Below are 23880 nucleotides of genomic sequence, written 5' to 3'. Positions count from 1 at the left end.
CTGGCTCAAGGGGTGCGTCTGTTCACTCGTCATCGGCGATCACCTCCGAACGGTTCTGGGACTCGTAGATGCTGCGGTACTCCGGGGAGGATTCCAAGAGCTGCTCATGCGTGCCCCGGGCGGCGATCCGGCCTTCATTCATCATGATGATTTGGTCGGCGTGTTCCACGGAAGACAGGCGCTGGGCGATGATGATGATGGTCGTGTCCGGGATTTCCGTGGCGAAGGCCTGGCGGATCAAGGCGTCGGTCTTGGTGTCCACGGCCGAGGTGGAATCATCGAGGACGAGGATCTTGGGCTTCTTCAGCAGGGCCCGGGCGATGCAGAGCCTTTGCTTTTGGCCGCCGGAGACGTTGGAACCGCCTTGCTCCAGATAGGTGTCGTATTTCTTGGGCATGTTCTGGATGAACTCGTCGGCCTGGGCCAACTTGGCCGCATGCTCCACTTCTTCGTCGCTGGCCTGGGGGTTGCCCCAGCGGAGATTCTCCTTGACCGTTCCGGAGAAGAGGATGTTCTTCTGCAGGACCATGGCCACGTTCTGGCGTAGGGCGTCGAGCTCGTAACCGCGCACGTCCACGTCGCCCACTTTGACGATCCCGTCGCTGGCGTCGTACAGGCGGGGGATGAGCTGGACTAGGGAGGACTTGGCCGAGCCAGTGGCCCCGACGATGCCGAGGGTGGAGCCGGAGGGGATGTCCAGATTGATGTCGTCCAAGACCGGGCTTTCCGAGCTTTCGTTGTAGCGGAAGGTGACATGTTTGAATTTGATGGCCCCGTCCCTGACGACCCGCACAGGGGCCTCGGGGTTGGTCACCGTGCTTTGCTCGCGCAGGACGGCCGCGATACGGCCCACGGAGGCGCGGGAGATGACCACCATGATGAAGATCATGGAGACCATCATGAGGGCCATGAGAATCTGCAAGGTGTAAGTGAACAAGGCGGTCAGGTCGCCGGTGGTCAGGCCGTGGGCCGGGTTGTTGCCGGAAGCGATGATCTGATGGGCCGCCATCCAGGAAAGCAGGAGGATGGTGGAGTAAATGGCGATCTGCATCAGAGGACCGTTCCAGGCCAGGCGGAGCTCGGCCTTGACGAAGCTGTCGTAGATGCGCTGGGAAACGGACTTGAACTTGCGGTCCTCGTACTTCTCGCGAGTGAAGGACTTGACCACGCGCACTCCCAGCAGGTTCTCCTCCACGTCCGAGTTCAGGCGATCATAGGTGTGGAAGATCCGCACGAAGATGGGGTGGACCCCCAGTCCGATGGCCACCAGGGCCACCCCCAGCAGGGGGGCGACGATCAGGAAAATCAGGGAGATGCTGTGGCTGATGTTGAAAGTGAAGATCCAGGCGATGATGATCATGAGAGGGGCGCGGAAGGCCACGCGGATGAGCATCTGGTAGGCGTTCTGCACGTTGGTCACATCGGTGGTCAGGCGGGTGACCAGGCTGCCGGTGGAGAAACGGTCGATGTTGGTGAAGGAGAAGCCTTGCATCTTCTCGAAAAGATCATGGCGGAGGTTCTTGGCCAAGCCGGAGGAGGCGACGGCGGCCGTTTTGCCGGCCCCCACGCCGAAGGCCAGGGAAACCAGGGAGACCAGGACCAGGAAGATTCCCCATTTCCATACTTCGCCCATGTTTTTGCCGTAGATCCCCCGGTCGATCAGGATGGCCATGAAGGTGGGGATGAGCAGCTCCATGATCACTTCGCCGATGATGAGGACGGGGGTCAGCCAGTTCGCCTTGGAGAATTCGCGCAGGCTTTTGAACAGGAGGCCGAAATCCTTCCAAGAACCGCTGGCGTCGTCCCCATAGGAATCGGCGGCCTCCTCTTCCATGCGTTCTTCGATGCGAGCGAAACCCGCAGCGTCCTGGCTGGACTCGGTCTGCAGGTCGTCAGCGGAGAATTGATCCTCCATGGACTTCCTTTCCTTGATTGAAATTTGACTCCGGTTTTCAGGACCGCGAATCCGCCGGTTTCCTGCGGCTTTCCGGATTCCCCGAAGTCCCTGAGCCCTCTTGGTCTTTCTCCACTTGGGCGATGTTGTCCATCATGAGGTTGAAGACCTTGTAGCTGACTTCCAGGTCGCGGGGGTCCACCCCCTGCAGGACCCGCTCCTCGATCTTCCGTGCTGACTCCATGATGTGGGAGACCGACCGGCGGGAGCTGTCCGTCAGGTGCAACTCGCTTTTGCGCCCATCCGCTTCGGGCTTGGTCCTTTGTATCAGGCCTTTGGACTCCATCAGGCCCAGGACCCGAGAGCAGGTCGACCGGGTGATGCCGAAATGGGCTTTCACATCCGACTGGTAGACCGGTTTGCCCAGCTTTTCCTGATGGGCCACGTAGAGGATGATTCTTGAGTTGACCCCGGTGATGCCGGGGATGCGGGTGTCCTTGCTGAGCAAGCGGTTGAGGACGTGATTGAAGATGTGGACAGTGGAGAAAATTCCGCTCGCCTCGTTTGAATGGTCCGACCTCAATTCCGCCAGGGTCTCGTCTAAACCAGCCATAGTTCCTCTCCGATTTTCCTCTCACGATGATCATGAGGAGGGGATGCGGTTTTCCATTATAGTTGTATCTGCAACTGGAATTAGGGCAGATATTTCGTATAGTGAAATATTATCCTCTTCTTGGTGGGCTAGAATGGAAGGGCGGTTTCGCTTCAGGGCGAATCCGCTGAGTCACTAAGCCGAAGGAGGCACTTATGGCAGACTTGAATTTGGAATCGCTGACTGATGGCGCTCGCGATATTTTCCTGGCAGGGGTAGGCCTGGCCGCGATCGGGGTCGACAAGGGCAAGGAGCTGATCGATGAACTGGTCAAGAAAGGCCAGTTGACCGTGGAACAGGGCCGGGACCTGAATAAGGAGCTGACCCGCAAGGCCAAGGACAAGGCCGGTGACACCATCTCCGACGCCCAGGACCGTTTGCTGCGCATGCGTTTGGCCGCCATGGACGAAGACGAGCGCAAGGCCTACGCCGCCCGCGTGGCCAAGCTGGCCGACGACCTGACCGAAGCCGACAAGGCCAAGAAGGAAGAGGCCGGCGAAGCCGATGAATCCGACAAGGCCGATGAGGCCGAGACGGCCAAAGACTAGGACTGGGCAAGAACTAGGACTAGGCAAGGCTTAAGGCCTGTAAAATATCCGGTCGCCGTCCCCTTCGTGGGGACGGCCTTTCCAGCGAACGATTCACCGGCGATGCGCCTGATTCGGGCGGCGCGGTGTGACTGTGAGGGTTTTCATGGCTGATCCAATGATCGATCCCCTGGCCTTGTCCCAGGCCCAGGACCAAGCTCAGGCTCAACAGCAGACCCCGGTTTTGGGGGACAGCCGGCCGCATGGCCGGGCCCGCCGCATCGCCCAGATCATCCGCATCGCCCAGAAATACGACATCCCCCGGGGAGTGACCCCGGTCAAACTGCGTAAGGCCATGGAGGAGTTAGGCCCGACCTTCGTCAAAGTCGGCCAGATCCTGTCCATGAGGTCGGAGATCCTGCCTGAAGACTACTGCTCGGAACTGGCCAAACTCAAATCAGACGCCGACCCCATGCCTTTCGCCTTGGTGGAGCAGGTCCTGAGCCGGGAATACAGCAAACCGGTCTCCCAGGTATTCTCTTCCATCAATCCCAAGCCTTTGGGCTCGGCCTCTCTGGCCCAGGTCCACCGGGCCACCCTGGTGACCGGGGAGGACGTGGCCATCAAGGTCCAGCGCCCGGGCGTGCGGGAGACCATGGCCCAAGACATAGAGATCATCCGTTCCGTGGCCAATACCGCCACCAAGGTCGCCTCGGAAAACACCCAGATCGTGGACTTCATGGGCGTGGTCAACGAATTGTGGGAGACCTTCCAGTCGGAGACGGACTTCATGATCGAAGCCAAGAACCTGCAGGAATTCAAGGCCTTCGCCGACGGTTTCGCTTACATGGACTGCCCGCGGCCCTATCTGGACCTGTGCACCCAGCATGTGCTGGTCATGGATTACATCGACGGGATCGCCATCTCCCAGACCAAACGCCTGCAGGAAGAGGGTTACGACCTCACCGAAATCGGCACCAAACTGGTGGACAACTACGCCACCCAGGTCCTGGACGCCGGCTTCTTCCACGCCGACCCGCATTCGGGCAACATCATCATCCGCGGGGGGCAGATCGTCCTCATCGACCTAGGCATGGTCGGCCGGATCAACGGGGAGATGAGGTCCATCCTCAAACAGATGATCTTCGCCGTCCCCCAGAAGGACTCCGTCACCCTGCAGGAAGGCCTCCTGCGCCTGGCGGACATCTCTTCGACCGGGCAGAACGTCGACCGGGCGACCCTTCTGGCCGACATCGACCTGATCATCGCCGATTACGGGGACGTGGACCTGGATGAGCTGGATATAGCCAAATTCATCATGTCCATGATCCGTCTGGCTTCCCGCAACAACCTCAAGCTGCCGGGGACCATCACCACCGTCGCCCGGTCCTTGGTCACTTTGGAAGGCCTGATCGACGACCTCATGCCTCAGGCCAACATGATCGAGATCATCACCCAGCATGTGCTCACCTCCCGGTCGGTCAAGGGGTCGGTCGCGGACGAGACCCGCAAACTAGGGCTGGAATCGCAGATGGCCTTGCACGGGGGGCTCAACGCTTTGGTTCAGGCCGGCGCGGCCATGAAGATGCTCACCCGGGGCCAGCTCAAGACCAACATCGAACTGGTGGGGTCCGAGGAGCCCATCCGGCAGCTCTCCTTCATGGTGGACCGCCTGACCATGGCCTTGATCGTGGTCGGCCTTTTCGTAGGCTCGTCCATCGTCTATTACGCCCGCATCAAACCGGTGATCTTCGGCATCCCCATCGTGGGCTTCCTCGGCTATGTGGTGGCTTTCATCCTGTCCGCCTGGATCGTCTTCGACATCATGCGCAAGAACCGGGACCTCAAGAAAAAGGGGAAGTAGGGAGCCGGGGCTTGCCTGAGTTTTCCTCCGGAATTCGTTCCCGCCCGCGTCCTTTTTCTCCGCCCAACGCTTTCTCTTCTCCCAACACTTTCTCTTCTCCCAACAAAACGAAAAAGCGGTCCCGGGGGGGACCGCCGACTCGACAAATGCCGACTGTTCAGGCGACGAAGCGATTGGTGATCAGGCGATGAAGTCGAGGAAAGCGTCCACCTGAGCGGCTACGCGGGCCTTGTCTTCGTCGGTGAGGACCACAATGCCGTTGGTCCAGGCTTCCATGGGGACGATGAAGCCGTTCACCTGTTCCTTGAGCAGGTCCATGCCGATGAATTCGACCAGCTCGGACAGCTTCTCCAGCATCGGGGCGGCCGCGTTCCCGCCGGCGATGGAGCTCAGGGTCACCTTGACTCCGGCGGCGGCGGCCGTGTCGCGGTCACCGGCCTCGACGGGGCGGGAGACCCAGTCCAGCAGGTTCTTCAAAACTCCGGGGTAGGAGTTGTTATACTGAGGGGAGACGATCCAGAGGCCATCGGCGTCCTTGATCTCCTGGCGGACCTTGGTCACTGCCTTGGGGGCGGGGAACTCGGCGTCCTGGTCCATCGGGGGCAGGGCGGAATAATCGAGGAATTTGACCTCGGCCCGATCGCCGATCTCGGACACGATGACGTCGGCCAGCTGGCGGTTGAAGGACCCCTGACGATTGGAAGCGACGACCATGAGAATCTTAGCCATGTATGACTCCTTGCGAAATGAGACGGATGGATGATGCCCGCCGGCCGACCGCCATCAAGACAGGTCGGAAGGACAGGTCGTGAGGATAGTCCGCGGGGGAATCCTTGAGGAAACCCATCAGGACGACCCGCAGGCGGGGCAACATGAAGGTCAACGCTTGGCGGAGGGGATCTATTCCCCCTTGACCGTGTGACTTAGCTCATACTTGGCGTATGCTTGACACATATAGCTCATACTTAGGGCGGCCTCCCTCTCTCCGGCCGCTCCGTTGCCATGCTCCGCTGCTTATGGGAGAATGGACGGCATGAAGCCGTTAGCGATTTTCTTCGATATGGATGGGACCCTCATCAATTCCGAGCCTTATTGGGCTCAGTCGGAAAAGGTCCTCATGGAAAGACACGGGCTGGAGCTGACCGACGACCTGCCCGCCTTGTTGCAAGGCACTTCCATGGACAACGTGGCCCGGGTTCTCATCGACCATGGCCTGCCCATGAGCCGGCAGGAGGCCATCCAAGGCATGATCGACTACATGTATGAGCGGGAGAAGGCCCAGATGCCTTGGCTACCGGGGGCCCAGGACTTCCTGCGTCTGGTCGGGCAGACCGGGATCCCCGCGACTTTGGTCACCGGATCCCCCCGGATCCTGGTGCAGGGGTTGGTGGATCAGTCCCCGGAGGGGGTCTTCACCGGTTTCGTCTGCGATGAATCCTTGCCGGACGAGCGCAAGAAGCCCCTGCCTTACCCTTACCGGATGGGGGCTGAGATCCTGGGCCTGGATCCGGATGACCCCCGGACCCTCTCCTCCTGCCTGGTCTTTGAGGATTCGGCCCCCGGCATCCGTTCCGCTCTGGCCGCGGGGCTCCCGGTGGTCCGGATGGAAGGGGAGACCACGACCGAGGCGGCCCGCCAGGCCGGGGCCTTCGAGACCATCAACAGCTTCGAAGGCTTCAGTCTGGACACCATGTCCCGGTTAATGGAGAAGGCGGCCGGAGGTTATTTAGTCTGAACGGTGGCCGCAGGGACCTTGTAGGAATCCAAGGCGTTGGACAGGTCTTTGTCCTGGATCTGCACCTTCTCGTTCTTGAGCACCTGGCTGATCACCTGCTTCATGACCGTGGAATCGCGCAGCCACTTGGCGTAGACGGCCTCGGTCAGCTCCTTCTTCCGGCTCGCGAAAGTGCCCTTGCTGGGGTTGGAGACCATCTTGATCACCTCGTACCCGTCCACCACCTTGACCGGGCTGGTCGTGTACTTGCCTTGGGTCAGAGCGTAGGCCGCGTCTTTGAAGGTGGAGTCGTAGGCCCGGTTGCTGGAGGTGAAGGTGACTTTGCCCCCTTCGTCCTTGCTGGAGGTGTCCAGGGAATAGGTCTTGGCCAATTCGGAGAAGTCCTTGCCTTGGCCCAGTTGGTCGATCACCTGCTGGGCCGTGGCCTGGTCGCTGACCAGGATATGCTGGACGGTCACCTGCGGGTGGAAGTCCTTCCAGGCGTCCGCCAGCTGGGCGGGGGAGACCTTCTTCAGTTTCTTCAAGGCCACTTCGCTCAGAAGATTGGTGCGAAGGCTGCGTTTGAAGGAGTCCTTGGTGTAGTTGTTCTGGCTCAGGTAGGAGTCGAATCCGGACCCGTATTGGTCCTGATAGCCCTTGTAGGCCTTGTCCACTTGGGCCTGGCTGACGGAAGACCCGTAGGCATGGTCCAGGGCCCGGTAGATGAGCAGGTTGGCGAGGATGGTCTTGCTGCTGGGGGAGCTCTTGAGCTCTTGGTAGAAGGCCTCTTGGCTCACGTCCCCGCCTTGGTAGGTGGCCACGCTGGGGGACGATCCGCAACCGCCCAACAAGAGGGTGGCGGCTGCGAGGGTCGCGAGGATGGGGGTCAAGGGGGTCTTCATCTTCCGCATCAAGCATCTCCTTCTGCGTTTGCATCCAGGCATCCGAGGGCGGCCCTGCCGGTCTTCGGATGTTCGTTTCGGCATTTTATTCTGCTTAGGCGAGGGAAGAAAATATTCAGCTTCTTCAACCTATGCTCTGCATAATAACATCCATCGCCTATAAGGGTTTTCTTCGTCTGACCGATATGCGGACATGGGCCTGCATCTCCCTTTATATATGGTCGGTACTGTGGGTATAATTTCTGATAAATATTTCATAACTTCTAGGGGATATGAATTATTTATCAAAGTTATAAGGATTGATAAGAATATCTTTTATGGGTATTCGATGAGATAACGGAGGGGATTGATGCGAGCGCAAAGAAAAAATCTCTCGGTTTTTCTAGCGGCGACAGTCGCGGTCGGCACCTTCGCCAGCGTTCCATTCACAGGGATGCAGGCTTTCGCCGCCGATGACCTCCCCGGGAGCCAGGCCGCCCAGGTGGCCCAGGTCTCAGGGAGAACCGCCCGGTCAGCCAAGGCCGGTGGGAAACAACTGCTCGGGAAGGTGACCGCCAACCAAGCGGTCCAGGCCGCCATCAACGGGCAGGACGATTCCACCACCCAGGCCATCCGGGCCCAGCTGGCCGCCAGGAAGATCGATTATTCCAAGCTGAGCAAAGTCCAACAAGAGAACACCTACGTGGACGTCGTCGTGCGGATGACCGCCGCCCCGGCCTCCACCAACGGCAGCGTCAAGGCCAACTATTCCAGTACGGCCGAGATCGAACAGGCGACGGACAAGGTGATCGCCGCCCAAGCCGGAGTGAAGAAGGCCGTCCAGGCCGTCACCGGTCAGGCTGCCGGGGAAAGCTACGGTTACGTGATCAACGGTTTCTCCACCAAGGTCCAGGTGAAGAACCTGGCCCGCGTACGTCAAGTGCCCGGCGTCCAGTCCGTGACCGTGCAAAAGGTCTTCTACCCCTTGGAGGCCAACGCCAACTCCATGGCCAACGTGCAGGCCGTGTGGTCGGCTTACAAGTACAAGGGCGAAGGGACGGTCGTGGCCGTCATCGACACCGGGATCGACCCCAACCACAAGGACATGCGTCTGAGCAAGAGCACTGTCGTCAAGCTCAAGAAGTCCGACGTGGCCCGGTTCATCAAGCAAGCCAAACATGGCAAGTACTTCACCGAAAAGGTGCCTTACGGCTTCAACTACGCGGACAACAACACCATCATCACCGACACCACGGTCGATGAGCAGCACGGCATGCACGTGGCGGGCATCATCGGGGCCAACGGCACCGGCAGCGACCCTGCCACCTCCGTCGTGGGCGTCGCGCCTGAATCCCAGCTCCTGGCCATGAAGGTCTTCACCAACTCCAACACCTCCTCCACCACCGGCACCACCACCATCGTGGCGGCCGTGGAGGATTCTGCCAAGATCGGGGCCGACGTGCTCAATATGTCGCTCGGTTCCACCTCCGGCAACCAAGGCCTGCAAGACCCTGAGCAGCAAGCCGTCCAGAACGCCAACGACTCGGGCACGGCCGCCGTCATCTCCGCCGGCAACGCGGGGACCACCGGTTCGTCCACCGAAGGCGTGAACAAGGATTACTACGGCCTGCCGGACAACGAGACCGTGGGCAACCCGGGCACCTCCCGCGGGGCCACCACCGTGGCTTCGGGCGAGAACACCAAGGTCACCACCATGGCGGCCACCATCACGGATGGTGACTTCCAGCTGGGGCCCCAGGCCGTCAAGCTGTCCGACAACAAGTACGCCTCCGCCTTCGACCGCAAGCAGTTCGCCGTCGTCACCGACGCCTCGGGCAACCTGAGCCTGGGCAGCCCCGGCGACTTCACCGACGCCGTCAAAGGCAAGATCGCCATCGTCCGTCGGGGAAGCCTGACCTTCACCGCCAAGCAGGCCAACGCCAAGACGGCCGGAGCCGCGGGTCTGATCATCGTCAACAACCAGGACACCGACGTTCCCCTGACCTCAATCTCCCTGTCCGCCGATTTCCCCACCTTCGGCTTGTCCGGAGTGTCCGGCCGGAAGCTGGTGGAATGGGTCAAAGCCCACCCGAACGACACGTTCGGCGTCGCCATCAAACTGTCCCTCCTGCCCAACGCCAAGTATTCGGTGGACAGGATGTCCGACTTCACCTCCTACGGCCCGGTTTCCGACCTTTCCTTCAAGCCGGACATCACCGCCCCCGGCGGGAATATCTGGTCGACCCAGAACAACAACGGCTACACCAACCTGTCCGGGACTTCCATGGCTTCCCCCTTCGTGGCCGGTTCCCAAGCGATCCTCAAGCAGGCGATCAACAACAAGAAGAACGCTTTCTATGAGGCTTACTATAAGAACCTCAAGGGCAGCCAGCTGACCGACTTCATCAAGGCCATCGAGATGAATACGGCCCAGCCCATCAACGATGAGGCCTACAACAACGTCATCGTCTCTCCCCGCCGCCAAGGCGCGGGTCTGGTCGACGTGAAGGCCGCCATCGACGCCCTGGAGAACAACCCCTCCACCGTGGTCTCCGAAAACGGATACCCCGCGGTCGAGCTCAAGTCCTTCACCACCACCAGGAAGACCTTCAAGCTGGTCTTCACCAACCGGACCAAGAAGACCTTGGTCTACACCATGGATTCCAATGAGGACACCGACGGCGTCTACACGTCCGCCATCGACCCCAAGAACGGGGTCCTTTACGACGCCAAGATCGCCGGGGCCAGCATCAAGTCCGGCAAGCGAAGCATCAAGGTCAAGGCGGGCAAGACCGTGAAGGTCACCTTCACCCTTACCCTGCCCAAGACCTTCGATCAGGACCAGTATGTGGAAGGCTTCCTCAACTTCAAAGGGAACGACGGCTCCCGTCTCAACATCCCCTACCTGGGATTCTTCGGCGACTGGGCCGGCCTGGACATCGTGGACGCCATCAACGGCGTCACCTTCGACGGGACCGTGGGCAACTACGGAACCATCCCCCTGCTGACCAACGCCTCCAACGGAAGCCAGTATTACGGCGGCCTCACCCAGGACGCGAAGGGGAACCTGAAGGTGGACGTCTCCCACCTCGCCTTCTCCACCAATCCTGACGCAACTTTCAACGCCATCAGCATGCAGTATTACCTGCTGCGCAACGTGCACGACGTGAAGGTGGAGATCCTGGACGCCAAAGGCAAGTCCGTGACCACCCTGTCCACTTCCGCGGAAGAGACCAAGAGCTACTATTACTCCAACGGGCAGCGCTTCGTCTACTTCCACCCGCCCAGCTGGGACGGCAGCTACTACGATCAGGCCACCGGCAAGACCGTCAAGGCGGCCGATGGGAAGTACGTCTACCGCATCTCCGCCGCCCCTGAAGGCAGCGCCAAGCGACAGTCCTACGACGTGTCCTTCACCCTGGATTCCCAGGCCCCCCAGGTCCGCAACATCGATCTGGCGGCCAAGACGGAAAACGGCGCCACTTCTTACTACCTGACCGCCGAGACCAAGGACGACCTGTCCGGCCTCGACGCCAAGAGGAACGCGGGAACGGCGATCAACCAGGTGGTCAACAACGACGCCAGCTACACCGTCACCGGCACCACCGCCGACGGCTACTCCCAGATCGAGATCCCGCTGACCCCGGCCCAGGCCAAAACCCTGGGCGACGGGGACAACATCGTGGAACTCTATCTGACCGACAACGCCAGCAACGTCTTCGACGATGTGGTGACCGCCCAGAAGCCCGAGTCCGTCGTCTACAGCCTGGTCCTGAGCAAGGGCGGCCTGCCCGGTAGCATCACCCAGCTGACGTCCGGCTACCGCGGCGGGGTCAGCGGGGGTAGCTTCGTCTTCACCGGCACCTACCCGGCCCGGGTCTACGGCACCTATACCAACGCCGATGGCAAGATGCGGAACCTGACCGTCTCCTACGATCCCCAAAGCCACCTGTTCGCGGCCAGCCTGCCGCTGGAGGCCAAGGATTACGAGACCACGGTGACCCTGTACACCAACGCCGCCCGCACCAAGGTCCTCAAGAAGATGACCGCCAAGGTCCGTCTGCAGGCCCCGGTCTTCTCCGATCTCACCGTGAACGGCGGCGAGGATGAGACCTCCGAGCAGAAGGTCGAGGTCAAGGGCAAAGTCAGCTCCGACGCCGTCATGGTCGTCCTGCGCTCCTCCGGCTCCTTCTCCACCGTCCGCGCCCAGATCGCGGATGATGGCAGCTTCAGCGCCGAGGTGCCCGTGATCTACGGCGACAACTCGGTGACCGTGACCGCTACCGACGCCGACGGCAATCAGACCTCGGTCCGTAAGAGCGTTTCCTCCTCTTACGACCCCGATGTGCTGAAGAACGCCGTCTCCTTCGACAACGGAATCACCTTCGGCGAGAACGAGGTCGGCCTCACCTCCCGCTTCTACGACGCCAAGACCGGCATCGCGACCATCACCGGCAAGGTCAAGCACCCCACCACGACCCTCAAGATCGATGGCAAGGATGTGGACATCAACGACGACCTCACCTTCAGCGTCCAGCTGAAGCTGGGTCAGGCCGGCCGCAAGGTTTTCAGCGTCATCTACGGCGATTCCTCCCAGGAGAAGGTGGTCCAGGACACCCTGGTCTTCGAGCTGGATTCCGTTCCTCCCACCCTCTCCTTGAAGAACCCCACCGATAAGGAGGTGAACGTCAACAAGGCGCAGTATCGCATTCGTGGCACCGCTACCGACAATCTCAACTACCTGCAGCTGTTCATCAACGGCAGCAGCGTGAAGAATCAGTACGCCGACATCGATATGAACAGCGGTCAGCCCGGCAAGATGGACATCGATGAGACCGTCAACCTGTTGCAAGGCAAGAACGTGATTACCGTGACCGTCTCCGACTTCGGCGGCAACAAGGTCACCAAGGTCGTCACCGTCAACTACACCCCGAAGAAGGCGCTGAATAAGCCGAACGTCACGGCTTCCTTGGCGAACTCGGGACGCGTGGTGAAACTGAACGCGGCGGCCGGGGCTTCCGGGGCCGCGGCACAGACCGTGCGTTTCAGCTCCGACGACGGCGCCACCTACCGCGACCTGCCGGCTGAAGGAGTGCAGGTGGCCGCTAACGGCACCTACTTCTTCAAGACCGTGGACGCCGCGGGCAACGAGTCCGAGGCCGTCTCCTACCAGGTGACCTCCGTCAAGCCGACCGCCGACGGATCGCCCGCGGCCAGCCAGGAGCAGAAGGACCTCCTTTCCGCCTCCGAGGTCCGGGCCCGTCAACTGGTCGCCACCGGCAAGTATGACTCCGCCTCCGTCAGCAAGGTCCAGGCCGCTTTGGCCGCAGCCCAGTCAGCCGCCGCCGCGCCCCAGGCATCCAACGATGCCCTGGCCGCCGCCCAGCGCAATCTGGACTCCGCGGTCAATGGCGCCGTCATCAAGCTGAACGACGAAGACCGGAGTTTCACCCTGGATGAGATCGCCGCCCTACGATCCGTCAGCGGCGATCCCCAGGCTGGCGCCGGGCTCCTGGCCCAGGCGAACGCCGGTACCGTCACCGCCCAGGAAGCGGACTTTCAGCTGCGGGCCTTGGCCAACGCCAAGCTGAACCTGGCCCAGCAGAAGGTACAACAGGATGCCTCGGCCCTGGCAGGCGCCTCCGGCTCGGCCAAGGCCACCGCCCAGCAGCAGGCCAAGCGGGCCACCGATGCCCGCAACTCCGGCCTGGCCGCGGTCGATGTCGCCGGCAAGCTGTCCGCCCTCCAGCAGGTGCGGAAGGCCGAGTGGATCGTCTCTTCCGCCGCTGACGCAGCCAAGGCCAACCCCAACGCCGGCAAGCGGGTTCCCGCTTCCTCCCTCGGGGTGATCTTCAAGGCGGGCAAGGCCTCTCGGAACGCCCGGAACGCCCAGGTGAAGAAGAGGGCTGAGAAGAATAAGGGTGCTGCGCGCTCTTCCGCTAAGGAGTCCGCTGCGAACCGCGCTCCGTCTTCCTCCAGGAAGCCCGCTTTCAAGAAGTCCGCGGCCGGTCTGGACAAGGTTCCTGCTTCCGCTTCTTCGGTTGACCCCTCAGGGACCGCCGACGACGCAGATAAGGCTGGGGATGCCAAAGATGCCAGGGTGCTCGGGTCCGCCCGTGCGGGCCAAGATTCATCTGCGGCCGCTTCCCGGGAAGCCCGCACAGTCAAGGACAAGTCCGCGGCTCAAGCCGTGAACGCCTCTGGCGCCACTGGCGCCGTTCGCAAGGCCGATGCCGCGACGACCGCCACCGCCACCAATCCTTCCTCCCGGGAAGGTCTCCTGGCCCTGGTCGTCATCTCCGTCTCGGTCGCCTTCGTTTCCGCCGTGACGACCCTGTCCGTGGTTTTGAGGATGAAGCGCCAAGCTCAGAAATAGCCTCCGCCTCATAAAACGGTTAAACGGAAAGAGGGCCCCAACCAAGTGGTTGGGGCCCTCTTTCATGCCCGCGCTTGGCTTCCCCCTACCTTATTGCCTTGGCGTTTTCGTCACTAAGGCTATTCTCGCCGCTTATGCAGCTTATGCCACTCCGCGCGTGTACTAAGTCAAAGTATCTGAAAAGACCCCTTATTTTTAGCCCCTGAATTTTTGAACTTCGACTTAGTCCACAGCCGGTGGCCCAGACCGGCTCCACGAGGTGTCGGATTTCATCGATTCTTGTAGAATTCGACAATTTTCATCGTCATTTTTTATGAATTCGGCCGATGCGAACGGACCTACGATCGAATACGATTGACATATCGGTCATGGTGGCCGTGGGCTAGGGTGTTTTTCCCGCAAACGCCCATCAGCAGTGCCCGCCAGTGAAAAGCATTCGTTACGGGGAAGGTCCGTCTTCGCGAATGACCGGCCGTTGAAAACACTTGCCATTAAAAACGCCCTTCCGGACACGGAAAGAAAAGGGCGGAAAAGAGGTAGAAATGAATCCTTCGACTCATCGTGGAGATCGACAAAACATCCGACAAGGCTGGCAAGAAGAAGTCCGGCAACAAGAAGCTAGGCGAGAAGAAGCGCGGCAAGAGGGAGCTTGGCAAGGAAACCACCAAGGCGATCGGCAGGACGCACGGCAAAATAATCAGCAGAACGCTCGATGGGAAAGTCGAGAAGAGGCGAAAACCCCGGCAAAGGCCCTGGAAGCGGAGCCGGGAAGACTGTTCACCCATGCGGGGAAGTCTTTCGTGGTCTCGGTGGTGAAGGTCCTTCTCGCCCTTCTATGCCTGGTCCTGGCCACCGCTGCCGGCCGCATCCAGATTCCGGGCAATCCAGTGCCTATCACCCTCCAAACCGCGGTCCTCATGTGCATGGCCCTCACCCTGTCCTTGCCGCAGATCACCGCAGCCGTGGCTTCCTATATCGCCTTGGGACTCGCCGGTTTCCCCGTTTTCTCGGGATTCATTTCGGCCGCGGCTTTGGTCGGGCCGACGGCGGGCTACATCTGGGGGTTCCTGGTGGCAACCTTGGTCACGGCCGTCATCGCTGGCGCGACCCGATCCCGATCGGCGGTGGATGTGGCCGCAGCCGCGAGTGCACGCCGGTTTGATGGGGGATTAAGGGACGTCATGGGCATTGGCAGCGGTCGCAGGGGTAGTCGGATTTCCAGACAGGTTTTCAGCCGGGTTCTTACGCTCTCCCGCTTCGCCCTCGCCTGTTTCGTCGGCCTGATGCTGACCCAGTATACGATGGGGATTCTTATGCAGGCCTTCCTGACCCATGTCTCGGTCAGTTCTTTGATCATGGTTTCCCTCCCCTTCCTCGCCGCTGATTCGATCAAGGTCGTTTTCGCCCTGATTTTCTCCTTAACCTGCATGAAATTCGTGGAATCGACGGACGCACCTTCCGAAAAAGGAGAATGATTTTCCCGGCGATTGGGAGATTATGGAATTTCCGACAGAAGCGGCGGTTTGCGACCGCGCTGGGCCCTTTGCTGTCCTGATTCTTAGGAGCCGCCTCAATCGAATTAAGCAAAAGCGAGATGAAAAAGACATGGAGGAGGAGAAGCGTAGCCGTTGTGCGGGATTCATCGTTTTTGGAGATGGAGGATCAATCGGTTCCCCTTGAAGAAAGGTGGTCGATTTTCATCCATAATCAGACCGGAGAGCATGTTTTCACCGTCGTCATCCACAGTCAAAACTCTCATCGGCAGTCACATGAGAAAAAGCCCGATCTCAATTTGCAATGCGTGCCCGCCGGAGATTTCATCGTTCGCGCATCGGCGAGATTCCATTGGGGAGGTTTGTTGCCTTTCATCCCCAGCGAGTAAAAGTCGATTATCGCCCGCGCGTCAAGCGATGGATCGAGTAAAGAAGCCGTGACCAGCTATGAATATACGGATTTGTATGGCCAACGACGGATGAAAAGGGGAGGGAAGGCTTATCCTCGTCTGCTTTCGCAGTCAGCGACTAAATGACCGAATCGTCCTGATGGGGTAGAAAGCAGGGAAATCTTGTGGAGGTAAGGGGACTCGAACCCCTGACCCTCTGCTTGCAAAGCAGATGCGCTACCAGCTGCGCCATACCCCCGGGGATGAAGTCATCCGTGGGCCCAGGAGGACTTGAACCTCCGACCTCGTCCTTATCAGGGACGCGCTCTAACCAGCTGAGCTATGGGCCCGCACGAGCCGCCTAAGTTCCCTCAAGCCGCACACGTGGATATCTTACAAGGGGGTCTGGAAGACGTCAAATTTTTCGTGTCAGGTGTGTCGGTCGGCTGAGGCCGAGCTTGTTGACCTTGATCTTAGTCTTTACTCGAGCTTCATTATGACTGAAGCTAGCCTTGGTCATGCCTTGGCCTGGACCCGGGGCGGACTGGGGTCGGCTGGTGCCGAGCTCGCATCTTTGTTTCAAGCCTTTTGCTTTAAGCCTCGTCAGGATTGGGCCGGATCTGCGTCTCTGGCCTGCGCCCGTGTCACAATGGGGGAGTGGTTGAAGAACGGCTAGTTGTGGGCCCCGTCGAGGTCTTTGTGACCCGCAGGAGGGGGAACCGCAACATGTATTTACGCGTCAAGCCTCCCCGCGGCCGGGTCGAGGTTTCCGCCCCGATGCGGGCGTCGAAGCGGTCGATCGCGGATTTTGTTCGGTCCCGTGCGGAGTGGATTCACCATCAGCGGGAAGTCCTGCTCGCGCAGGGAGTCCTCCTCCAAAGGGAGATCCTCTTGCAGGGAGACATCAATCAACAGGGGAATCTCTTCCAGCAAGGGGAGAGCCTCCTTCAAGGGGAAGGCGCTTTCAACCAGGACCGTCCCCGGCTCATCCCTGTGACCGTCTGGGATTCTCGGACTCGGGAAGAGGCTAAAACGAACCTGCGTCCTCGGGTTGAGGGGATTCTGGCGACCTACCGGCAGACCATCGGCCGTCAGCCCGAGATGATCACTTTCCGGGCCATGACGTCCCGCTGGGGGTCCTGCACGCCCGCCACTGGCCGCATCCGCATCAACTTGGCCCTGGCCGCCGTCCCGGACCCGCTGGTGGAGTACGTGGCCGTCCACGAGCTGACCCACCTTTACGAGAGAGGCCATGGGAAAAACTTCCGCGATCGCATGGACCTCTACCTGCCCGACTGGCGGTCGCGCAGAAGGGAGTTGAATCAGTATTCGATTTATTAAGGATGAAAATCCAAGTTATTAAGGATACAAGTTTGATTTGCTAAGGAAGGGGAATCCGATTTACTCAGGACGAGGAATCTGATTTACTGAGGCTGGAAATCCGATTTGCCAAGAATTGGAATCCGATTTACTGAGGGTAAAAAGGGGAGAAGCGCGAGGGCAAGTCAGTCGTCAGTCCTGCTGAGAGGTAGAGGGATAGCGGAATCCTCCTGCCGGATCCTGCCCAACTCCTCTTTCCCGTGAATCAGCTGGGTGAGCAAGGCGCAGTAGGGGGTCGGGACGCCGTAACGCTGGCCTTTGCGCCAGACCGCGCCATCGATGAAGTCGATTTCGGTGGGTCTGTGGTTGACCACCAGATCCTGGTACATGGACGGGTAGTGATCCGCGATGTCGGCGGTGAAAGTGGCGGTGATGTGCGCGACCACTTCGTCCACATCCAGCTGGACCTGCTCGCAGGCGGCCACGGCGGCGAATTCGCAGACGATGCGGCGGATCACCTCCGCAGCCGCGGAGGTCCGCCCATATTGGCCGATGTTGCATTCGAGCAGGGAGCACAGGCAATTCATGGTTCCGTTGACGCAGGCCTTCCGCCAGATGGAATATTTGACGTTCTCGCTGTAGACGGCATTGAGCCCGGCCTCGTCGAGCACGGTCACCAGCCGTTTGGTGAAGGTCTCCGCCGCCTCCCCGGGCCGCAGGTTCTGCAGCTCCACGTTGCCGTCCCCGAAAAGGGTGACATGGCCGGGGGCGGTCATTCCGGCGGTCCACATGGTCACGCCGAGGATGATGTGATCTTCGGCGGCGTACTTTTTGATGATGTCTTCGTGGCCCAGGCCGTTGAGCAGGCAAAGGAGGTAGGTGTCCGGCCCGATGAGGGGACGGATGGCTTCCAGCATGGCGTCCAACTGCTGGGATTTGACGAAGAGGATGATGACCTGGGGCCTGAGCTGGCCGGCTTCCTGCGGACTGTAGATGGGCAGGCGGTCCACCACTTCGCGGCCGTTGTAGCGGGCGACCAAGCCTGCGGTCCGGATGGCGTCGACGTTGGCCTGCCACCCGTCGACGAGACTGACGCTGTTGCCTGCTTGATGAAGCATGAGTCCGAAGCGGCTGCCCATCCCGCCAGCTCCGACGATGGTGATGTTCATGGTCTGGGAATTCGAATCCGTCATTTTTCGCCTCGTTCCGCCTGGTAAGGGAATCATCGCCAGGCATGAAAAAACCGCCGGGAAGGAATCCTCCCGGCGGTTTTCACTTTAGTACCAGCTCTGCAATTCGGCCTGGCCCATGATGCGGTTATCGTGCGGTTATCGTGCATTTCAGCATGCCCAGCATGCGCGCAGTGCGCCGATCATGCACTCGCAGGGCCAATATGTCCGCAGGCTCAGCTCAGCTCAGAGCTGGGGCCTACTCGGCGTTGTGGATGCCCTTGCGGCTGGCGTTGCTCAGGGTTTCGGTCCCCTTGGCTTCCTGGGCGGAGACCAAGGCGTTGGTCATCTGGGTGAAGAGGTCGCCGTAACCGCCAGGGGTGGAGGCGGGCAGGACCACGGTCTTGGCGTTGTTGGACTCGGACAGGGACCTCATCACATCCAGATACTGGTTGAAGAGGACCACGTTGTTCACGTCGTCGATGTCCATTCCGACCCCTTGCAGGCTCTTGATCTGGTCGACGATACCGTTGGCGATTTCGCGACGGTAGTTGGCCTGACCTTCACCTTGCAGACGGGTGCGCTCGGCCTCGGCCGCGGCCTGGGTCTCGATGGCGATGCGGTTGGCCTCTGCGCGTTCGCGGGTGGCTTCCTTCTCGCGCTGGGCGGCGTTGATGGAGTCCATAGCCGCCTTGACCTGGTTGGACGGGTCGATGGAGGTGATGAGGGTGCGGACCACGGTGAAGCCGAAACGGGCCATCTCCTGGCCGACGGTCTTCTGGACGTCAGAGGCCACGTCGTCCTTGCGGGCGAAGGCGTCGTCCAAAGTCAGCATGGGGATGGCGCTTCGCAGTGCGTCTTCCATGTAAGAGCGCAGCTGGCCGGCAGGGTCCTGCAGCTCGTAGTAAGCCTTGGCAACGTTGGGGGCTTCGACCCGGAACTGGGTGGAGACGACCACGTTGACGAAGACGTTATCCAGGGTCTTGGTTTCCACCTTGACGATCAGCTGGTTGACCCGCAGGCTGGTCTTGGTGGCGATGCGGTCCACAAGGGGGATTTTCATGTGGATGCCAGCGCCGGAGACCGAGTGGAATTTCCCGAATCGTTCGATGATGTAGGCCCGCTGTTGAGGGACCACATAAAGGCTGGCAAGGAAAATCCACAGGATGATGACCAGAATGATGATAAGTGCGATTGGACCGCCCATATCTGCTCCTTAATGTGATGCCATCCGCAGCTGGGCCGGTTCCCTGTCAGTCCTCAGGACCGACAGGGATATCCGGTATTCAGCGGCAGTCGTATGATGGCATGCCTGATATTGTCCTCCTTGGAAATCTCTCTCGGAAATCTCGGACGGAGTCCGCCTTCGCGGTAATCATCATGATAATACAAGGTCTTATACAAGGACCCCCGTGGATTCCGAATGAGTCCACGAGGGTGCCCTTATGCTTGCATATGCGCATAAATCATAATGGGGAAATCATAAAGCGAAAAGCCTGCGCTGAAGACCTGCCCAGCCTTAGCCTCGCGCCGAAGCCGGCAAGACCGCCCTTCCGCTTTAGTTCAGGTGAGCGCGCAGGAACCAGAGGAACTTCTCCAAGGACTGCACGTGGTCCTGGATGATGTTGGAGCTGACCACATCCAAGTCATCCAACTGCTTGATCGCCTGACGGTCGTTCTCCACGAAGGAGGCGTAGTAGTCGGCCAAAGCCTTGACGTAATCCAAAGCGTCACGGGACCCGGTCAAGGAGAACTGGTCCCAAGTGCGGTGGGCGATGATCCCGTCTGCCCGACCATCGGACCATCCACCCAACTGGGCGATGCGTTCGGCGGTCTCATCGGCCTGCTCGAGCACGGAGTCGACCTCCGGGTCCAGCATCTCATGGATGGCGATGAAGTTGGCCCCTTTCATGTTCCAGTGGGCGTGCTTCAGAATCAAAGCCGCCTCCTGCTCCTGGCTGAGGCGTCCTTGCAGAATCTCAATGGCCTTCTGGGAAGCTTCTTCGCTGAGACCGGGAGTGGTATAAGTGAGTTCCATCGTGACCTCCTTTGCGGCCGGTTCTTGGTTTCTTCGACCGCGCACAATCCATTTAACCAGATTGGCGCAGGAACCGTACCGGAAAGGCTCTCGCTAAGGGAGAAATGTCACCTAGGTCACGAATGGGCGGGGGAGTCCTTGGAATCCTGGGTATCCTGGGTATCTTCGGCCGCTTCGGTACCTTCGGCATCTCGGCCATTCCCATGGCTTCCTTTGATGGGGTCGATGGCGTCCGCGGGCTGGTCGGGTTGCACCAGCCTGACCTCCACGGTCTGGATGCGGCGACCGTCCATGGCGGTGACGGTCATGGTGAAGCCATCGAAGTTGTCCGCGGCGGCGGAATCGGTCTTCTGGCCAGCCTGAGTCCCTTTCCCCTTCTTCTCTTTGCCGCCAGTGTCGTTCTTCTTGCTCTTGTCGTCCTCTCCCAAGCGGTCGCCGGGGCGGCCTCCAGCATGATTCTCCGTGCGATTGTCCGCATGATCCCCCACACGGCCGGGTCGGGGATTCAGCTCGGACGTGGTTTCGGCATTGGCCCCGGAGACGATCCCCGTCCCCGAGATGCGCAGTTCCTGGCCTGGGTAGCCCAGTTCGCCGGTATGGGCCTGGAGGTAGCCGGCCACGGTCTCGTAGGGCCCATCTTCCAGTTCGATGCCGGAGATGTCGGCGAAATCCTCCAAAGTCATGCCGCCGTCCACGGTCATCATGCCATCGTGGAAGGCGGTCGCCTGGTGGGCGGGACCGTCTTCGGGCAGGTCATACTCGTCGCGGATGTCGCCGACCAGCTCCTCGGTCATGTCCTCCAAGGTGACGATTCCGTCGGTTCCGCCGTATTCGTCGATGACGATGGCCAGGTGGATCCCCTTCTTGCGCAGAAGGCTGATGGACGGCAGGATCTTGGACGTTCCGGGCAGGCTGATCCCTTCCCGGGTCACGTCCCGCACGGTCCGGGCCTGGAGGTCACGCACGTCCAGCAGGTCGCGCACATGCACGAAGCCGAGCACGTCATCGAAATCCTTGCCGATGACCGGGTAGCGGGAGTAAGGCAGGTCGCGCACGAAGCCGGCCGCCTCGGGCAGGGGCATATCCCCGCTGATGAAGGTCACGTCCGCTCGCGGCCGCATGACTTCCGCCACGATGGTCTCCGAAGCGTCGAAGACGTCGTCCAGGATCACCCGCTCATCCTTGCCCAGTTGCTCGTTGGAGGAGACGAGGACGCGCAGCTCGTCGTCGGACACTTCGCTTTCGGTTTCGTTGGGGTCGAAGCCGAGCAGACGGACCAGACCGTTGATGTTTTTGCTGATCAGCCAGATCAGGGGTGCGCAGACGGTGGCGATGGCGTCGACGACCGGGACGACGGCTCGGGCGATCTTCACCGGTTGTTGCAGGGCTATGCGCTTGGGGGTTAGCTCGGAGACCACGATGGAGAAGTAGGAGATGATGAGGGTGAGCAGGACTGTGGAAAGACCGCTGGCGAAGCCCCGGGGCAGCCCCCAGGAGACCAGGACGGGGGTGAGGAAGGGGGCGATGGAGCTGGCGCCGAAGGAGGCGGAAAGGAAGCCGGCCAAAGTGACTCCCAGTTGCACAGTGGACAGGAAACGATTGGGATTCCGGGCCACCCGGGCCACTCTCGCCCCGCGTTCGTCCTCCTGTTCCAGCTGTTCCAGCTGCGAGGTGCGCAAGGAGATCAGAGCCATCTCGGTACCGGAAAAGACCGACCCGATGAGCATGAAAATGATGATGGCGATGATGTCGATCCAAAGCGATGACATGTCAGTTCCTATTCCTTAATTCCTCGATTTTCGGTCTATGGTCGTGACCGTTCGCGTTTGTCTTTACTTCAATCGACCCCGCTGGAGTCTCGCTTGCGGATCCACCAGCGGCCGATCTCGATTCGTCGCCTGACTTGGAGAGAAGACCGCCCACAGGGTCGCTTCAGCTAAAGCGGACGTCATCAGAAGCTGAGGACCTCCACCAAGCCGGTCGTCATCACGTAGCGGGCGCCGACGATCTTCAACTTGTCATCGGCCAAGGCCCGGCGGATGATCTCCGATCGATCCACCAGACGCTCGATCAGCAGGGAGATATGGATGCGTTCGATATCCGCCGGCTCGTCCACTTCGGATTCGATGGCGGTCTTGACCGTTTCCAAGGCCTGATTGATGCTGTAAGTCATGAAATCGGTGTCTTGGCTGGTCCGGGCCAGCTCGGTCGCCTTTTTCAGCAGGCCGCAATCCTGATGGGACATGACCACGATGATGCTCACATGCAGGCTGTCCACCGCGTATTCCAGCGACTCCAAGACGGCTTGGTCGATGGTCGCTCCGGCGGTGCGGACGGTGAAAATGTCTCCCAGACCTTCGTCGAAGATCACCTCGACCGGGACGCGGGAATCCGAGCAGGACAGGACGGCAGCATCCGGATTCTGGCTATCCACAAGGGATAAGCGGGTCTCCTCATCCTGCCAGGGATGCTCGGCCTGTCCCAGGGCGAAGCGTTTATTGCCTTGAAGCATGCGGGTCCACACGGCGTTCGAGCGGTTTTCCTCGGCCATTTCATTCAAATCGTTATCCATGCCTTCATTATCCCCGTCCGTAACGATTTTAAGGAATGATCGCGCTTGATGGATTTTTGATCTGTCTGATTCGCCTTGTCCAACGAAGATTTGTGGGTTTCTCCCGGGCGGCGCGATGCAGGGGAGGAAAAGGAAAGCGGGGAAGGGCGAACGAAAGCGAGGAAAGGCAGAAAGATAAACGATGGACGGGTAAGGGTCAAGCGAAGAATGGAGAAGACAACAGTAAAAAACAAAAGAGAAGGCAAAGAAAAGTGGTGGCCGCCATACGGTCGACCACCGCAAAACCTCACTCCCATCAGGAATTCATGGTTGGGGTGAATCCCAACCCAAGCGGAGTCCTGACTCAAGTGGGAATCCCGGCCCAGGCGGGAATCCCAGCGGGAGGGAGAAGAAGAAACCTACTTTTCGGACTCGGCCAGACGCTGGCGAGCGGCCACGATGTCCTCGTTGGCCTTGGAGGCGTTGGTCCAGTAAGAGCCGGGCTGTACTTCCTTGCCGGGCTCCAGAGCCTTGTATTGGTTGAAGAAGTGATCGATGACATCCCTGTGGTAATCGGGGATGTCATCGATGTCCTGGAACTTGTCGAAACGGGCATCGGCGGGCACGCACAGGACCTTGTCATCGCCGCCGGCCTCATCGACCATGTGATAAAGGCCCACGGCGCGGCATTCGACCACGCAGCCGGGGAAGAGGTTGGGGCGCAGGTCGCCCATGTAGATCAGGGCGTCCAGCGGGTCTCCGTCTTCGCCCAGGGTGTCTTCGATGTAACCGTAATCATCGGGATAGCCCATGGAAGTGAAGAGGATGCGGTCCAGCTTGATGCGGCCGGTTTCGTGGTCCACTTCGAATTTATCGTGGGAACCCTGAGGGATCTCGACCAAGACGTCGAATGTTTCTGCCATGAATGCTCCTTTGAGTGTGGCCGGCGGGAAAGGTGGCCCCGCCTTGTTGATCTTGGGGATGTCTTCATTATAGGGCAAGGCATGAAGCC

At 60.1% G+C, this 23880-nt stretch carries 16 protein-coding genes, 2 tRNA genes and 1 pseudogene; 6 read left to right on the top strand and 13 right to left on the bottom strand.

Annotated features, from left to right (window positions below; translation table 11 throughout):
- Positions 1 to 22: 22 nt before the first annotated feature.
- Together PSDT_RS07220 and PSDT_RS07215 are read right to left on the bottom strand one after the other, a co-directional pair.
- On the bottom strand, positions 23 to 1915 hold the full coding sequence (locus PSDT_RS07220) for an ABC transporter ATP-binding protein (RefSeq protein WP_006288575.1): 1893 nt from the start codon (positions 1913 to 1915) through the stop codon (positions 23 to 25).
- Positions 1916 to 1952: 37 nt separating this feature from the next.
- Complete coding sequence (locus PSDT_RS07215) at positions 1953 to 2507, bottom strand: MarR family winged helix-turn-helix transcriptional regulator (protein WP_006288576.1); 555 nt, start codon at positions 2505 to 2507, stop codon at positions 1953 to 1955.
- Positions 2508 to 2701: 194 nt separating this feature from the next.
- Between PSDT_RS07215 and PSDT_RS07210 the strand changes: the two genes are divergently transcribed.
- Both PSDT_RS07210 and PSDT_RS07205 read left to right on the top strand, forming a co-directional pair.
- The gene (locus tag PSDT_RS07210; protein WP_006288577.1) at positions 2702 to 3094 is read left to right on the top strand and encodes a phasin family protein; all 393 of its coding nucleotides are present in this window, start codon (positions 2702 to 2704) and stop codon (positions 3092 to 3094) included.
- A 157-nt stretch (positions 3095 to 3251) separates the two neighbouring features.
- The gene (locus tag PSDT_RS07205) at positions 3252 to 4937 is read left to right on the top strand and encodes an ABC1 kinase family protein (RefSeq protein ID WP_006290059.1); all 1686 of its coding nucleotides are present in this window, start codon (positions 3252 to 3254) and stop codon (positions 4935 to 4937) included.
- Positions 4938 to 5117: 180 nt separating this feature from the next.
- Here the strand turns inward: PSDT_RS07205 and PSDT_RS07200 are convergent, their stop codons facing one another.
- Positions 5118 to 5666, bottom strand: a complete 549-nt coding sequence (locus tag PSDT_RS07200) for an NADPH-dependent FMN reductase (RefSeq protein ID WP_006288579.1) — start codon at positions 5664 to 5666, stop codon at positions 5118 to 5120.
- A gap of 304 nt (positions 5667 to 5970) precedes the next feature.
- Here PSDT_RS07200 and PSDT_RS07195 point away from each other — a divergent pair, with 304 nt between their 5' ends.
- A complete protein-coding gene (locus PSDT_RS07195; protein ID WP_006291152.1) occupies positions 5971 to 6672 on the top strand; it encodes an HAD family hydrolase in 702 nt (233 codons plus the stop codon).
- Here PSDT_RS07195 and PSDT_RS07190 read toward each other — a convergent pair.
- Complete coding sequence (locus PSDT_RS07190; RefSeq protein ID WP_006288582.1) at positions 6660 to 7562, bottom strand: peptidylprolyl isomerase; 903 nt, start codon at positions 7560 to 7562, stop codon at positions 6660 to 6662. The two genes, PSDT_RS07195 and PSDT_RS07190, sit on opposite strands and share 13 nt — an antisense overlap.
- A gap of 424 nt (positions 7563 to 7986) precedes the next feature.
- Here PSDT_RS07190 and PSDT_RS07185 point away from each other — a divergent pair, with 424 nt between their 5' ends.
- Positions 7987 to 13908, top strand: a complete 5922-nt coding sequence (locus PSDT_RS07185) for a S8 family serine peptidase (RefSeq protein ID WP_006288584.1) — start codon at positions 7987 to 7989, stop codon at positions 13906 to 13908.
- Positions 13909 to 14399: 491 nt separating this feature from the next.
- On the opposite strand, the gene PSDT_RS08290 is transcribed toward PSDT_RS07185, so the two are convergent.
- Positions 14400 to 14693 (bottom strand): hypothetical protein, encoded by a 294-nt coding sequence (locus tag PSDT_RS08290; protein ID WP_143828273.1) that lies wholly within the window; start codon positions 14691 to 14693, stop codon positions 14400 to 14402.
- A 15-nt stretch (positions 14694 to 14708) separates the two neighbouring features.
- Here PSDT_RS08290 and PSDT_RS07180 point away from each other — a divergent pair, with 15 nt between their 5' ends.
- Positions 14709 to 15383 (top strand): biotin transporter BioY, encoded by a 675-nt coding sequence (locus tag PSDT_RS07180; protein WP_050755050.1) that lies wholly within the window; start codon positions 14709 to 14711, stop codon positions 15381 to 15383.
- A 593-nt stretch (positions 15384 to 15976) separates the two neighbouring features.
- On the opposite strand, the gene PSDT_RS07170 is transcribed toward PSDT_RS07180, so the two are convergent.
- Positions 15977 to 16049 (bottom strand) — tRNA-Ala (locus PSDT_RS07170).
- A gap of 17 nt (positions 16050 to 16066) precedes the next feature.
- Positions 16067 to 16140 (bottom strand) — tRNA-Ile (locus PSDT_RS07165).
- Positions 16141 to 16447: 307 nt separating this feature from the next.
- Between PSDT_RS07165 and PSDT_RS07155 the strand changes: the two genes are divergently transcribed.
- Positions 16448 to 17131 carry a M48 family metallopeptidase gene (locus PSDT_RS07155; protein ID WP_006290063.1) on the top strand — a complete coding sequence of 228 codons (684 nt, stop codon included), beginning with the start codon at positions 16448 to 16450 and terminating at the stop codon, positions 17129 to 17131.
- A 164-nt stretch (positions 17132 to 17295) separates the two neighbouring features.
- Here the strand turns inward: PSDT_RS07155 and PSDT_RS07150 are convergent, their stop codons facing one another.
- The 6 genes and pseudogenes from PSDT_RS07150 to PSDT_RS07125 form a co-directional block, all read right to left on the bottom strand.
- A complete protein-coding gene (locus PSDT_RS07150) occupies positions 17296 to 18303 on the bottom strand; it encodes a 2-dehydropantoate 2-reductase (RefSeq protein WP_006290064.1) in 1008 nt (335 codons plus the stop codon).
- A 235-nt stretch (positions 18304 to 18538) separates the two neighbouring features.
- Entirely contained in the window at positions 18539 to 19486 is a 948-nt protein-coding gene (locus PSDT_RS07145) for an SPFH domain-containing protein (RefSeq protein WP_006288588.1), read from the bottom strand.
- Between the two features lie 351 nt (positions 19487 to 19837).
- Positions 19838 to 20362 (bottom strand): DNA starvation/stationary phase protection protein Dps, encoded by a 525-nt coding sequence (gene dps, locus PSDT_RS07140; protein ID WP_263053129.1) that lies wholly within the window; start codon positions 20360 to 20362, stop codon positions 19838 to 19840.
- A 404-nt stretch (positions 20363 to 20766) separates the two neighbouring features.
- Positions 20767 to 22086: pseudogene (locus PSDT_RS07135) on the bottom strand (hemolysin family protein); the annotation flags it as partial.
- A 182-nt stretch (positions 22087 to 22268) separates the two neighbouring features.
- On the bottom strand, positions 22269 to 22889 hold the full coding sequence (locus PSDT_RS07130) for a carbonic anhydrase (protein ID WP_006288592.1): 621 nt from the start codon (positions 22887 to 22889) through the stop codon (positions 22269 to 22271).
- A gap of 398 nt (positions 22890 to 23287) precedes the next feature.
- The gene (locus PSDT_RS07125) at positions 23288 to 23791 is read right to left on the bottom strand and encodes an inorganic diphosphatase (RefSeq protein WP_006288593.1); all 504 of its coding nucleotides are present in this window, start codon (positions 23789 to 23791) and stop codon (positions 23288 to 23290) included.
- Positions 23792 to 23880: the final 89 nt, after the last annotated feature.

The organism is Parascardovia denticolens DSM 10105 = JCM 12538 (genome assembly GCF_001042675.1).
In the GTDB taxonomy this organism is placed as follows: Bacteria; Actinomycetota; Actinomycetes; order Actinomycetales; family Bifidobacteriaceae; genus Scardovia; species Scardovia denticolens.
The sequence above is the reverse complement of the archived record's forward strand: the minus strand, read 5'-3'. Positions and strand labels throughout refer to the sequence as shown.